This is a genomic window from Kribbella pittospori, from assembly GCF_004331465.1.
Lineage (GTDB): Bacteria > Actinomycetota > Actinomycetes > Propionibacteriales > Kribbellaceae > Kribbella > Kribbella pittospori.
The window spans coordinates 288,393-302,248 of the sequence record NZ_SJKB01000004.1; the positions used below are offsets into that span (position 1 = coordinate 288,393).

The 13,856-nt window shown below is 68.0% G+C and carries 11 protein-coding genes; 5 read left to right on the forward strand and 6 right to left on the reverse strand.

Going from position 1 to position 13,856, the window contains the following annotated elements; all coding sequences use genetic code 11:
- Window positions 1-183: 183 nt before the first annotated feature.
- Window positions 184-1,008 (forward strand): MerR family transcriptional regulator, encoded by an 825-nt coding sequence (locus E0H73_RS15010; RefSeq protein ID WP_131355547.1) that lies wholly within the window; start codon window positions 184-186, stop codon window positions 1,006-1,008.
- Entirely contained in the window at window positions 1,008-1,868 is an 861-nt protein-coding gene (locus tag E0H73_RS15015) for a transglutaminase-like domain-containing protein (RefSeq protein ID WP_131355550.1), read from the forward strand. Before E0H73_RS15010 ends, E0H73_RS15015 begins: the two co-directional genes overlap by 1 nt.
- A gap of 6 nt (window positions 1,869-1,874) precedes the next feature.
- Here E0H73_RS15015 and E0H73_RS15020 read toward each other — a convergent pair whose 3' ends face one another.
- The 4 genes from E0H73_RS15020 to E0H73_RS15035 are packed head-to-tail and all read right to left on the reverse strand — an operon-like array spanning window position 1,875 to window position 6,019.
- Complete coding sequence (locus E0H73_RS15020) at window positions 1,875-2,699, reverse strand: carbohydrate ABC transporter permease (RefSeq protein ID WP_131355553.1); 825 nt, start codon at window positions 2,697-2,699, stop codon at window positions 1,875-1,877.
- On the reverse strand, window positions 2,696-3,637 hold the full coding sequence (locus E0H73_RS15025; RefSeq protein ID WP_202867397.1) for a carbohydrate ABC transporter permease: 942 nt from the start codon (window positions 3,635-3,637) through the stop codon (window positions 2,696-2,698). The genes E0H73_RS15020 and E0H73_RS15025 overlap by 4 nt, the downstream gene beginning before the upstream one ends.
- A gap of 37 nt (window positions 3,638-3,674) precedes the next feature.
- Entirely contained in the window at window positions 3,675-5,033 is a 1,359-nt protein-coding gene (locus E0H73_RS15030; protein ID WP_131355556.1) for an ABC transporter substrate-binding protein, read from the reverse strand.
- Window positions 5,021-6,019 (reverse strand): alpha/beta hydrolase, encoded by a 999-nt coding sequence (locus E0H73_RS15035; protein ID WP_131355558.1) that lies wholly within the window; start codon window positions 6,017-6,019, stop codon window positions 5,021-5,023. Before E0H73_RS15035 ends, E0H73_RS15030 begins: the two co-directional genes overlap by 13 nt.
- Window positions 6,020-6,147: 128 nt before the next feature.
- On the opposite strand from E0H73_RS15035, the gene E0H73_RS15040 reads away from it, so the two are divergent.
- Together E0H73_RS15040 and E0H73_RS15045 are read left to right on the forward strand one after the other, a co-directional pair.
- Window positions 6,148-6,774 (forward strand): TetR/AcrR family transcriptional regulator, encoded by a 627-nt coding sequence (locus E0H73_RS15040; protein ID WP_165555678.1) that lies wholly within the window; start codon window positions 6,148-6,150, stop codon window positions 6,772-6,774.
- 111 nt (window positions 6,775-6,885) lie between these two features.
- A complete protein-coding gene (locus tag E0H73_RS15045; protein ID WP_131355565.1) occupies window positions 6,886-7,437 on the forward strand; it encodes a hypothetical protein in 552 nt (183 codons plus the stop codon).
- An 83-nt stretch (window positions 7,438-7,520) separates the two neighbouring features.
- On the opposite strand, the gene glgP is transcribed toward E0H73_RS15045, so the two are convergent.
- Window positions 7,521-10,121, reverse strand: coding sequence for an alpha-glucan family phosphorylase (gene glgP / locus E0H73_RS15050; protein ID WP_131355569.1), 2,601 nt, complete (start codon window positions 10,119-10,121; stop codon window positions 7,521-7,523).
- Between the two features lie 241 nt (window positions 10,122-10,362).
- Between glgP and E0H73_RS15055 the strand changes: the two genes are divergently transcribed.
- Complete coding sequence (locus E0H73_RS15055; RefSeq protein ID WP_131355572.1) at window positions 10,363-12,351, forward strand: alpha-1,4-glucan--maltose-1-phosphate maltosyltransferase; 1,989 nt, start codon at window positions 10,363-10,365, stop codon at window positions 12,349-12,351.
- Between the two features lie 321 nt (window positions 12,352-12,672).
- Here the strand turns inward: E0H73_RS15055 and E0H73_RS15060 are convergent, their stop codons facing one another.
- Entirely contained in the window at window positions 12,673-13,842 is a 1,170-nt protein-coding gene (locus E0H73_RS15060) for a threonine synthase (RefSeq protein ID WP_131355575.1), read from the reverse strand.
- Window positions 13,843-13,856: the final 14 nt, after the last annotated feature.

Here is a 13,856-nt window from a genome sequence, read left to right on the forward strand (position 1 = left end):
GAACGCCTCCCTCTAGTGACCAACGCCCTGAAAGAGGAGGCCTCCGAGCCCGACGTTCCCCCCGGTGAGCCAGCTCACAGAATCCAGTGGCGCTGGCGCGGGCCGGATGGGTGGAGGCGGATCTTCACGGGTTTCCGGGGTGAGGGTTTACCTTGCCCCTGGGGCAGGGGGTTTGATGTTCGCGTGTTGACGATCAGCGAGTTCGGGCGGCGTACCGGGCTCTCGCACAAGGCGCTACGGCTGTACGACGTGTCCGGGCTGCTCCCGCCCGCGCAGGTGGACCCGGCCAACGGGTACCGGCTGTACGACGAGGAGCAGCTCGAGCGGGCGCGGCGGATCAGTGTGCTGCGGCAGCTGGACATGCCGCTGACCACGATCGCCGAGGTCCTCGCGGGCTCGGACGAAGAGGGGTTGATCCGGCTGGATCGGTGGTGGGCTGCCCAGGAGGCGACGACCGCGGCTCGCCGGGCGACCCTGCAGTACCTGCGGGACCGGCTCTCGCGGTCGGGATCGACGGGGCTCGCGCCACGGCCGGTGCTGACGCGCGACGTACCGGAGACGAAGATCGCGTCGATCCGGTCCGACACCGATCAGCAGAATCTGATCGGGATCATCGTGACCGCGACCGACGAGATCCGCACGTACCTGCAAGCCGCCGGCGCCAGTCTGCCCGGCGAATCGTGGGTGATCTACCACGGCCCGGTTACGCCGGAGGCCGAGGCAACCGTCGAGGTGTGCGTGCCGTTCCAGGGTCTGGTGGATCCGTCCGGACCGATCGCGATCCGGGTCGAGCCGGCCCATCACGAGGCCTACTGCACGATCACGATGGACGAGTGCGCGTACCCGCGGATCATGCTCGCGTACGACCTGGTCGACGACTTCGTCCGTACGGCGGGCTGCGCGATCACTGGATCGCCGCGTGAGGTCTACCGGGCGGACTGCCACCTGATGCCGCGCGACCAGCCGGCCGTCGACATCGCCCAACCCATTCTCGAAAGGACCCTCTGATGGACTATGCGGTGCAGACCGAGTACAGCGACCCGGGTGCATACGCCGGGTTGTACGACGCGTTGCCGGACGACATCCCCGGGGTCGGGGCGGTGGTTCGCAACCTGCTGATCCACTACCGCGGCGGCGGGATCGAGTTCACCGGCGATCGCCTCGCGGAGATCGATCACCGCTGGGTGTCGTCGATGCTGGCCACCGATCAGCGGCGCAACGGTACGCCGCTCGCGGAACCGAGGGAGCCGGTCGACCGGATCGTCGGGTGCTGCCGCGACTACACGCTCATGTTCGCGTCGATGCTTCGCCACAAGGGGATCCCGGTCCGCAGCCGGATCGGCTTCGCGGCGTACTTCGCCAGCGGCTTCAACCACGATCACGTGGTCGCGGAGTACTGGAACGGCGACCGGTGGGTGATGATCGACGCCCAACTCGACCCGGCCGACGACCATCCGTTCAACCCGCTCGACATGCCGACCGGTCCGTTCCTGTCCGCGGCCGAGGTCTGGCTGGACGTCCGCGCCGGCACCCGCGACCCGGACCTGTTCGGCATCGACCCGGGTTCACCGATCGGCGGAAGCTGGTTCATCCGCAACTACGTCTACCTGCAACTCGCCCACCTCCACGGCGACGAACTCCTCCTCTGGGACAACTGGGGCGAAATGTCCGCCTCCCTCGACGGCGCCGACCTCGCCCTGACCGACCGCATCGCCCGCCTGATGCTTGCCTCCGACAACGGAGACGACACAGCCACCAAGGAACTCGCGGACCTCTATCCGACCGTCAAGCCGGCAGGCCGCTCCTACATCACCTCCCCCACCGGCGACCCCTTCCGCTGGGTCGATCTCAAGAGGCCCGCCGCCTGACAGCCGTCATTTCACGGCTCCCTGCATCAGGGCCTTGACGAAGTTGCGCTGGAAGACCAGGAAGATCAGCAACGAAGGCAGGATGATCAGCAACGATCCGGCGCAGAGCAGCACGATGTCGGTGCCGTGCTGGCCTTGGAAGGCCCCCAGCCCGCCGGCCACAGTTCGCTTCGTCGGGTCGTCGACAAGGACGAGCGGCAGCAGGTACTGGTTCCAGCTCGCCAGGAAGAACAGCACGGACAAAGCGGACCAGGCGGAGGTGGCGAGGGGCAGATGGATCCGGCAGAACGTCTGCCACGGGCCGGCTCCGTCGACCTTCGCGGCCTCGGTGAGCGCGGGCTCGGCGCCGAGGAAGTGTGCGCGCATCCAGAAGACGCCGAAGGGCATCAGCAATCCGATCAGCGGCAGGATGATCGCGGCCCGCGTCCCGAGCAGGCCCATGCTGCGGAGGTCGTAGTACAGCGGCGTGATCAGTGCCTCGAACGGCAGCGTGAGTCCGACCAGCAACAGACCGTAGATCGCCTTGCCGAACGGCACCTTCAGCTGCGCGAGGGCGTAGCCCGCGGCTGTGGCCATCGCGACCGTGCCCGGGACGACACCCAGCACGATGAGTGTGCTCGACCGGAACAGGGCGACGAAGTTCGCCGCGCTCCAGGCGTCGACGAAGTTGTGCCAATGCGGGTCACTCGGCCAACTGAGCCCCACGGGCGTGCTGCCCGGCGCCGCGAGCGCGGTGCTGAACATACTCAGCAGGGGCACGATCGCGAACAGCATCAGCGCGATCAGGATGCCGGTGCGGGTGATGCGGTGGGCCACCGCGGACGATGTCATCGTTCCCTCCCGAGACGCTGGATCGGCCAGATGAGAACGAGGACCAGCGCGGCCAGGAACACCGCGAGTGCCGAGGCCTGGCCGACGTGCTGTTGCAGGAACGTCAGTCGGTAGATCTCCACACCCGGCACCATCGTCTGGTAGCCGGGTCCGCCCTGGGTCGAGATCTGGATGACGTCGAAGCTCGCCAGCGCGGCGATCATCGTGAACGTCGTACACACGACGAGTTCGCGCCGCAGACCGGGCAACGTGACGGCAACGAACTCACTGATCCGCCCGGCGCCGTCCAGCCGGGCCGCCTCGTACAGGGCCGGGTCGATCTTGCCGATGCCCGCGAGCAGCAGCACCGTGCAGAAGCCGAGCATGACCCAGACCCCGATGACACCGACCGCGGGGAGAGCGAACGTGAAGTCCCCGAGCCACGCCCGGGTGTGCCGGTCGAGGCCGACCGCGCGGAGGATCTGGTTGACCAGGCCGTCGGAGGAGTACATCCAGGTCCAGGCGATGCCGGCCGCGACCAGTGGCAGCACCTGCGGGATGAAGAGCACCACCCGGGCGGTCGTGCTGAACGCGCCGGACCGCAACTCCCGGATCAGCGACGCCGCGATCAGCCCGAGCCCGACCGGCAGCACGGTGTAGAAGACGATCAGGATGAACGCGTGCTCCACGGAGTGCAGCAGTTCCGGCCGAGTGAAGATCGCCTTCCAGTTGTCCAGCCCGGCCGGTGTCGCTCGGCCGATGCCGTCCCAGTCGTAGAACGAGTACTGAACAGATTGGAGCATCGGGAAGAGTACGAACACGGCGTACATGCCGAACCCCGGCGCGACCCAGAGCAGGGCGCTCCACTGCCGGGACCGTCGTACGGTCCGGCGCCGTACGTCGGGTTGCCCGGCGGCTGACTGTGTCGACGGGTTCGTCTCAGGCGAGGCCTGTTGCATCACTGGCACCGCAGTACCTCCGATCGATCCGCACCGGTCATTGACCCAGGTCGCGCTCGTAGTCGGCCTGCACCTTCGCCGCGAAGGCCCCGGGTTTCGTCTTCCCGGCCAGCAGCAGTTGCGTCTGCGGGATCAGGCTGTTGACGTGGATCGATGCGGTCGCATCAGCCATGAAACCGACCAGTCCATTGCTCTTCAGCAGTTCCTGGAAGGCGGCGACAGTCGCGGCGACTGCCGATCCCTCCGGCGCTGTCGGAGCAGGGGCGTCCGACGGGCCGGCAGGCACGAGACCGCCGAGGTTGACCGTGTCCTGCCGTGCCTTCGCGTCGGTCTGCACGAAGTTCAGGAACGCGGCCGCGACATCGGCATGCGGAGACTTCGCCGGGATCCCCAGGTTGGCGGCGGCGGTCATCGCGTACGACGGTCCACCGGACTCGCCGGCCGGGAAGAGGAAGAAGCCGAACTTGCCGGCGCCGGCCTTGTCCAGTCCGGGTGCCTGCCAGTTGCCGCTCGGGAAGAACACACCGTTGCCCTTGAGGAACTCGGCCGGCGCGCGCGTCTGGTCGATGTCGTTCACGTCGGCCGGCAGGAAGCCCGATTGTCCCCACCGCCGCAGTGTCGTGGCGCCCTGCACCGTCGCCGCGTTGTCAACACTCGCGCCCGGCTTGGCATAGTTCCAGTCCTGGATGGCCTGCGCGTCGCCCGCGGCAGCCATCACCAGGTTCTGCAGCGGGTAGACGCTGCCGCCGTCCTTGCCGTTGATCATGATCGGCTGCAGCCCGGCGCCCTTCGCCTTGGCGAGCAGTTGCTCGAACTCGGCAACGGTCGCCGGCGGCTGCGTCATGCCGATCCGCTGCGCGAGTGCCTTGTTGTAGTAGACCCCTGTGAGCCCGAACCCGGCCCCGGCGGCGTACAGCGAGCCCGTCCCGCGCTGCTTGCCGTCCGGTCCGACCCGGGTGGAGGCGAACTGCGACTGCGGCCACTTGTCCCACCCGTACGCCGTGGCGTACGGATCGAGGCTGGTGAGCAGCTGGTCCTCGATCAGGTTGCCGAGCTGGGACACCCGGACCAGGTCGGGAACGTTGCTCCCAGCAAGAATACGGGCGACGTTCGTGGTCAGCGCGGCATAGTCCTGGTTGTCCACCTGGACGGTGACGTTGCCGTACTTGGCATGGAACTGCTCTCCGAGTGCGGTGTAGAACGGGACGTCGACGCCACTGTTGACGAGCAGCTTCAGCGTGACGGGTTCCGTTCCGACGCCAGTGGTCACCGCCTTGGACGGCGCCGTACCCGCCTCGGAGTTACCGCCGGGTGCACAGGCGGCGAAGAGCAGCGCAGAGGCCGCTGCGACCGCGGCCGCCTCGACGAATCTGCGGTACTGGGTCAGCGATCGCACGACATCTCCTTGGAAGACTCGGTGGAGTGGAAGGCACGGCGGACGGCGTCGCCGGCCACGCCGACGGCGTGGTGCGCGTCGGTCATCACGGCGAACATCTCGAAGAAGCCATGGATCTGGCCCGCGTACTCGTGCAGCTCGACCGGTACGCCGGCCTCCTCCAGACGCCGGACGTAGTCCTCGGCCTCGCCGCGGAGGAAGTCGTGTTCAGCGGTGATGACGGTCGCGGGCGCGGCGCGGTCCACGGACTCGGCGTGGAGTGGGGACGCGTAGGACGCCGTACGGGCTTCCGGGTCGGGAACGTAGGTCGCCCAGATGTACTGGAGCCGCCGGTAACTGTTGGCCCCGAAGCCCGTTCGGCCCGCGAACGTCGCATACCGTTGCCGGAACGCGAGCTTGTACTCGGTGTCCTCGGTGCTGTCGAGTGCCGGATAGACGAGCAGCTGGTTCGCCAGCTCGACACCTTCGTCCCGCGCCCTGAGCGCGACCGCCGCAGCGAGATTCCCGCCCGAACTGTCGCCGCCGACGGAAACGCTGCCGAACCTTCGCCGGGCCCAGGTGACCGCGGTCCACGCGTCGTCGAAGCCGGCCGGGAAGGGATGCTCGGGCGCGAGCCGGTAGTCGATCGACAAGACGGCACACCCAGCCCGATTCGCCAGTGCGCGGACGACACCGTCGGCGGTATCGAGGTCACCGTGAATCCAGCCGCCGCCGTGTGCCCAGACCAGCACGTCTGTTTCCGCTCCGGTCGGGCGGTAGAGCCGGCCGCGTACGCCGTCCGCATCGACGGATTCGACGGACGCCACCGGCGAGGGCTGACCGGTCACCGCCAGGACCTTCTCGCGTGCATCCGCCCGGACGACCCCGATGTCGGCGTCCCACGGGTCGGGCGACGGTCGGGCGCCGGCAAGGAACGCCTCGACCTGCGCGTGCGGGCGGGGCGGGACGTCCTCCTCGTCGCGGACTGTCGCGGTCCCTGCGCTCATCGGGTCGTCCTTTCGTTGCCGACATTCCAGACTGAGTACTCAGTCTGTTTTGCAAAAGCTACCGAGTACTCAGTCGGTTGTCTATGCTTGGCGGCGACCCGTCCCGGCCACCAGGAGGTAGATCGACCGTGCCCGCTACGCCCAGGACCAAGACCTCGTCCGCCAAGGGCCTCGAGACGCGGGAGCGGATCGTCGACGTCGCCGTACGCTTCATCGCCCGCAACGGAGCGCGCGGCACGAGCCTCGCGGACATCGCGGCCGAGGCGGGCGTGTCACAGACCGGGTTGCTGTATCACTTCGGCAGCAAGGAGGCGCTGCTCAGCGCCGTACTGGACCGGCATCTGGCCTTCACCGAGGAGTGGTTGTGGGGCGACGGCCCCGACCCCGGCCTCAAGATCGTGGACATCATCGCCCGGCACATGGCCAGTTGGCCGAGCCAGCACGACGACAAGGTGTACAGCCTGCTCGGCATGAACACCGTCGTACTCGGGGAGAACGTGAGCCCCGATACCGATCTCCATCCGCGCCTGGTCGAGGGTTACGGGACGACGATCGAGCGGGTTACGGCGACGCTGCGATCCGCCCAGCAGCGCGGCGAGATGCGCACCGACGTCGACCCGAAGCTCAAGGCGATGGAGATCATCGCCTTCTGCTACGGAGTCGAGGCCGCCTGGTTGGTCGACCCAACGATCCCGGTCGCCGCCGCAGCCGCACAATGGGCCGCCCAGCAGACCACCCAGCTGGCGACTACCTGACCGCGCTGTACGTCCGTCGGGGTAGACGCAGTGTCTCCTTCGGGCCGACGCGGTAGCGGCCCGTTGTCGCTCAGGATCGTACGTACGTGATCCGAGTGGACGGAGAGGGAGATGAGTAGCGCAGTACTGGACGTTGCGGCGGGGAAGTCGTGGCGGCTGGGTGGGAGGACCCGGAAGGCCGTGCTCGTGCTGCATCTGGCCTCGGTGGGTTCGTGGCTCGGGCTCGACGTGGTGATGGCGGTGCTGACGTTCACCGCGATCGGTACGGACGACGAGAGCACCAAGGCGCTGTGCTTCCGCGTACTCGAACTCGTCACGATCTGGCCGATGACGATCTCCGGGCTGGCGTGCCTGGTGACCGGGGTGTTGCTGGCCGTCGGCAGTAAGTACGGCCTGACGAAGTACTGGTGGGTGGTCGTGAAACTGGTCATCAACCTGCTGTTGAGCACGCTCGTCCTGATCGCCCTCCGGCCGGGCGTCGACGAGCTCGCGGATCGCGGCGAGGCCAACGACCTGGCGGTTCCGTTGAACGACATGATCTTCCCGCCGATCGTGTCGCCGACGCTGCTGATGGTCGCGGTCGTCCTGTCGGTCTTCAAACCATGGGGCCTGCTACGCAAGGGGAAGGCGACTGGGAGCAGCAGCCGTGAGCACGCGACCTAGGAGCGCGCGTCGTGGACGCGTGGGGAAATACTCGACCCCGCCTGCTCAGGCAGGCGGGGTCGGGTACTTCTAGGACGTTGGGCTCAGAATTCTGAGCCGGCGGGGAGGTCGGGGGCGGAGGGGTCGTCGTCGGGGTCGGACGGGCCGGCGGCCAGGCCGAGTTCGGCGGGGCTGGCGAGGCCGGCGTGGTTGGGGACCACTCGGACGGTGTAGCCGAAGGGGCCGGTTCGATCGAGTTTCAGTTCGCCTTCGTAGCGGTGGCGGTTGCCCTCGTAGGTTTCCGCCATCGCCAGCGTCGCGCGGACCGGGTCGGTGATCTCGTCGTTGGTGTCGACCCGCCCGTGCAGCACCTCGACACAGATGTCCGACGGCTCGAGATCCCCGAGCGCCGCGAAGGCACGGATCCCGACCGTGGTCCCGAGCTGAGGTACGTCGCCCAGGCCCTGCAGCTCCACGTGGTCGACGCGGATCTGCGGCCAGGCCGTCCGGACCTTCTTCTTCCACGCCGCAAGCTCGCGGGCACCGTCGTACGTAGAGTTCAGCGACCGCGACGAATGCGCCGCCGGGACGTACAGCTGCTCGACGTAGTCGCGGACCATCCGGGTGGCGAGCACCTTCGGACCGAGCTCCTTGATCGTGTGCCGGAGCATCTCGATCCAGCGGCCCGGCACCTCACCGTCGTAGAAGCGCGGCGCGACCTGCTTCTCGATCAAGTCGTACAGCGCGTGCGCCTCGAGGTCGTCACGCCGGTCGGTGTCCTCGATCCCTTCGGCGGACGGGATCGCCCAGCCGAACTCGTCGTCGTACCACTCGTCCCACCATCCATCGCGGATCGAGAGGTTCAACGCACCGTTGAGAGCAGCCTTCATGCCCGACGTGCCGCACGCCTCGTAAGGACGCAGCGGGTTGTTCAGCCACACATCGCAACCCGGGTACATCGGCTGCGCGAGCGCGATGTCGTAGTCGGGCACGAACACGATCCGGTGCCGTACCTCCGGGTCGTCGGCGAAGCGGACCATCTCCTGGATGAGCTTCTTGCCACCCTCGTCGTGCGGGTGCGCCTTGCCGGCGATGACGATCTGGACCGGCCGCTGCGGGTGCAGCAGCAGCGCCTTCAACCGGGCCGGGTCGCGCAGCATCAGCGTGAGCCGCTTGTACGACGGGACGCGGCGGGCGAAGCCCATCGTCAGGACGTCCGGGTCGAGGATGGAATCGACCCAGCCGAGCTCTGCGTCGCTGGCGCCGCGGTTGATCCAGGACTGCCGGACCCGGGCCCGGGTGTCGTCGATGAACCGCTGCCGCAGAGTCCGCTTGGTCTCCCAGATCTGCGCGTCGGACGTCTTGTCGAGGCCGTCGAAGACGCCGTCGCTCTCGGCCGTGTCGGTGGCGGCGTACGTGAGCCCGTGGATCTCCCGCGCCACCCAGGTCGGCGCGTGGACGCCGTTCGTGATCGAGGTGATCGGTACGTCGACCGGGTCGAAGCTCGGCCACAGTCCGGCGAACATGCCGCGGCTGACCACGCCGTGCAGCTTGGATACGCCGTTGGCCCGCTGAGCGAGCCGCAGACCCATGATCGCCATGTTGAAGACGCCCGGGTCGCCGCCCTCGAAGTCCTCGGCGCCGAGCTCGAGGATCCGGTCGATCGGCACGCCCTCGCCGTACGCGTCGGGAGAGAAGTGCTGCTGGATCAGCTCGACCGGGAACCGGTCGATGCCGGCCGGGACCGGCGTGTGGGTGGTGAACACAGTGCCGCCGCGCGCGACCTCGAGCGCGGTGTCGAAGTCCAGCGACTGGTCGGTGGCCAGCTCACGGATCCGCTCGATGCCGAGGAAGCCGGCGTGACCCTCGTTGGTGTGGAACACCTCGGGCGCCGAGTGCCCGGTGATGCGGCAGAACGTGCGGACCGCGCGGACACCGCCGACGCCGAGCAGCAGTTCCTGGAGCAGCCGGTGCTCGGTCGAACCGCCGTACAGCCGGTCGGTCACCTCGCGCTCGGCGGGGTCGTTCTCCTCCATGTCGGAGTCGAGCATCAGCAGCGGCACCCGGCCGACCTGGGCGACCCAGATCTGCGCGTGCAACTGCCGGTTGCCGGGCAGCGTCAGGGTCACGGTCGCGGGGGCGTCGCCGTCGCGGAGCAGGCTGATCGGCAGCCCGTCCGGATCCACCAGGGGGTAGCGCTCCTGCTGCCAGCCCTCGGCGTTCAGCGACTGCGCGAAGTAGCCGTGCCGGTACAGCAGGCCAACGCCGATCAGCGGTACGCCGAGGTCGCTGGCCGCCTTCAAGTGGTCACCGGCCAGGATGCCGAGACCACCCGAGTACTGCGGGAGGACGTAGGTGATGCCGAACTCCGGGGAGAAGTACGCCACCGAGCTCACCGGGGAGCCGGCGTCGGTCTGGAACCACCGGTCGCCGGACACGTAGGCGTTCAGGTCGGTTACGGCCAGTTCGAGCCGGCGCAGGAAGACATCGTCGTGGGCCAGCTCGTCGAGCCGGGCCGCCGGGACCTCGCCGAGGAGCTTGACCGGGTCACCGCCGGTGCTCCGCCACAGCTGCGGGTCGACCGCTTCGAAGACGTCCTGCGTCTCCGGGTGCCAGGACCAGCGGAGGTTGTTCACCAGGGTGCCCAGGCCGGTCAGCGGCTCGGGCAGGACAGGGCGGACGGAGAATCGTCGTATCGCTCGCACCGGGACACCGTACCGGCCTCGGGTTCAGGAGACACCTTCGGTATGCATCGATCTTGCAACGCTGGCAAGATTTTGCAGACCGTCCCCAGGGTCCGGTTACCAAGGTTCCACTGTGTGGTCCGAAATGTGACCACTGCATGTCATGGTCTACGACGGGGAACCGATAACGTCAGTGCTGTAGTCCCGACGTACATACCCCTCGGCCGGATCCGCAATCGGAAAGCGAAGGTTCGTCTACGCCATGACTGGGCGCATCCCGATCACCGACGTCACCCCGACCGTCGACGCCGGAGCGTATCCGGCCAAGGCCTCGGTCGGCGAGACCTTCACCATCGCGGCCACGGTGTTCCGTGAGGGCCACGACGCGGTGAACGCGAACGTCGTACTGACCTCGCCGACCGGGCAGACCAGACGGATGCTGATGGCACCGGTCGGGCAGGGCAGCGACCGGTGGACGGTCGACGTGACCCTGCAGGAGCAGGGTGCGTGGACGTTCGCGGTCGAGGGCTGGAGCGACCCGTACGGCACCTGGCGGCACAACGCCGAGATCAAGGTCCCGGCCGGCCTCGACGTCGACCTGATGTTCGCCGAGGGCGCAGCGTTCTTCGACCGCGCCGCTGCCGGCGTACCGCCCGCCGTCCGTGCAGACCGGGCCACGCTGAGCGACGCCGCGCACGCGCTGGCGAACGGCGCGCTGCCGCCGGAGGCGCGGTTGGCCGCGGGCATCTCGCCGCAGGTCCGCGCCGCGCTCGGGCGCTACCCGGTGCGTGAGCTGATCACGTCGTCGGAGACCTACCCGGTGTGGGTCGACCGGACCCTCGCGCTGTACGGCAGTTGGTACGAGTTCTTCCCGCGGTCCGAGGGAGCGACGTACGACGAAGAGTCCGGGCAGTGGAAGTCCGGGACGTTCCGTACGGCGGCCAAGCGGCTGGACGCGGTAGCCGGGATGGGCTTCGACATCCTGTATTTGCCGCCGATCCACCCGATCGGTCATGCGTTCCGCAAGGGCCCGAACAACACCCTCGACCCGAAGCCCGGTGACCCCGGGTCGCCGTGGGCGATCGGCTCGGACGAGGGCGGACACGACGCGATCCACCCCGAGCTCGGCACCTTCGAGGACTTCGAGTACTTCGTCGGCCGGGCCCGCGAACTGGGCCTCGAGGTCGCGATCGACCTGGCCCTGCAAGCGTCGCCGGACCACCCCTGGGTCAAGGAACACCCGAAGTGGTTCTCGATCCGCGCCGACGGCTCGATCGCGTACGCCGAGAACCCGCCGAAGAAGTACCAGGACATCTATCCGATCAACTTCGACAACGATCCCGAAGGCATCTACGCCGAGGTGCTGCGGATCGTCCGGTTGTGGATCGAGCACGGCGTGACCGTGTTCCGGGTCGACAACCCGCACACGAAGCCGGTCAACTTCTGGGAGTACCTGCTCGGCGAGATCCGCAAGACCGACCCGGATGTGGTGTTCCTGTCCGAGGCGTTCACCCGGCGGCCGATGATGCGCGAGCTGGCCAAGGTCGGCTTCCACCAGTCGTACACCTACTTCACCTGGCGCAACGAGAAGTGGGAACTGGAGGAGTACCTGCAGGAACTGACCAAGGAGACCGGGCACTTCCTGCGGCCGAACTTCTTCGTCAACACGCCGGACATCCTGACCGCGTACCTGCAGTACGGCGGTCCGGGCGCGTTCAAGATCCGCGCCGCGATCGCGTCGACCGCGTCGCCGGCCTGGGGTGTGTACGCCGGGTTCGAGTTGTTCGAGCACGTGGCACTCCGGCCGGGCTCGGAGGAGTACCTCGACACCGAGAAGTTCCAGTTGCGTCCGCGCGACTGGGACGCCGCGGCCGCCGAGGGTCGCACGCTGGCGCCGTACCTGACCCTGCTCAACAACATCCGCCGCCGGCACCCGGCCCTGCAGCAACTGCGCAACCTGTCGCTGCACTCGGTCGAGGACGAGGCGATCATGTGCTACTCCAAGCGCACGACCGCCCCCGACGGCCACAGCGACACAGTCATCGTCGTGGTGAACACCGACCCGCACTCAGTGCGCGAAACCATGGTCCACCTGGACATGGCCGCGCTCGGCATGCGGCCTGAGGACACCTTCACCGTGTACGACGAGATCACCGGCGCTACGTGGCGCTGGGGGCAGCAGAACTACGTCAAACTCGACCCGAACGGCGAACCTGCCCACATCCTCGCCGTCCGCCGCGGCCAGGCCTAAGCGAACCGGCTGGGTCGACCCACGCGGGGTAGACCGTGGTGCCGGTGCGACTCTGTGCACGGATCAACCACCTGAGCGGGCCAGCCGTGGTTGATCGGTGCACAAGGTCGATGGCGCCTGGACGTGCGGGTACGGCGACGCGGTGCGGCTGCACGGCGTTGCGCGGAAACAAAGTGCCGCCAGGCGGCGAGAAGTTTCCGGAGAGCGGATCGGGCTCGGGCCTGCGGGAGTGGTCGCTTGGGATCTCCCCGGTTCCACGATCCGCTCGCCCTGCGCGGGAGGACGAGACCTCGAGGCAGCCGAACGCCAGCGTGGGCTGGACTACAGAGGGACGGTCTCCGGGTACTTGAGGCCAGCTCCGGTGTTGAGGGCAACCACCTGCTCGTCGGCGCGGATCCAGCCGGACTCGCGCAGTTGGCGCACGGCGGCGAAGTTGGCGGCGCCTTCGGGGCAGATGAACGATCCTTCCAGCCGCGCCACCGCGTGCTGCTCGGCCAGCAAGTCTTCGTCGTCGACGGCAACGGCACACCCGTCGGTCTCCGCGATCGCCTGCAGAACAAGGAAATCGCCGAGCGCCTTCGGCACCGTGATGCCGAAGGCAACGGTCTGCGCATCAGGCCAAGGCTCGCTCTCCGGCAGCCCTTTCTCCCACGCCCGGACGATCGGCGCGCAGCCGCTCGCCTGTACGGCGACCAGTCGCGGCAGCGGACCCTTGATCCAGCCGAGCTCGCGCAGCTCGACCAGCGCTTTCCAGATGCCGATGATGCCGACGCCGCCACCGGTCGGGTACAGGATGACGTCGGGCAGCTGCCAACCGAGCTGCTCGGCGATCTCGAGGCCCATCGTCTTCTTGCCTTCGATCCGGTACGGCTCCTTCAGTGTCGACACATCCAGATAGCCGTCCCGCTTCTCCAGTTCCGCGCGGATGAACGCGCCGGCGTCACCGATCAGCCCGTCGATCAGGTGCAGTTCGGCACCGACCACCTTGACCTCGCGGCGGCAGATCTCCGGAGCTGCGATGGGCATCGCGATCAACGCCTCCATCCCCGCGCGAGCGGCGTACGCCGCCCAGGCCGATCCGGCGTTCCCGTTGGTCGGCATCGCGATCTTGCGGACGCCGACCTCGTACGCCCGGGACACGCCGACCGCGGCGCCGCGCGCCTTGAAGGTGCCGGTCGGGATGAGGCCCTCGTCCTTCATCAGCAGCCGTTCGACGCCGAGTTCACGCCCGTACCGCGGCAACGGCAGCAGCGGGGTCATCCCCTCCCCCAGGGTCACCACGTTCTCCGGCGACCGCACCGGCAGCAGCTCGTGGTATCGCCACAGGTCCGGCGGCCGGGTGGCCAGCTCGTCCTTGGTCAGTGTGATCGCCTGTACGTCGTACCGGGCCAGCAGAGGCGACCCGCACGAACACAGTCCGATCACTTGGTCCGGGGAGTAGGTGAGGCCGCACTTTGGGCATTCGAGGTGACTCAAAGCGGAGAAGGGCACGAATGCTGACGGTA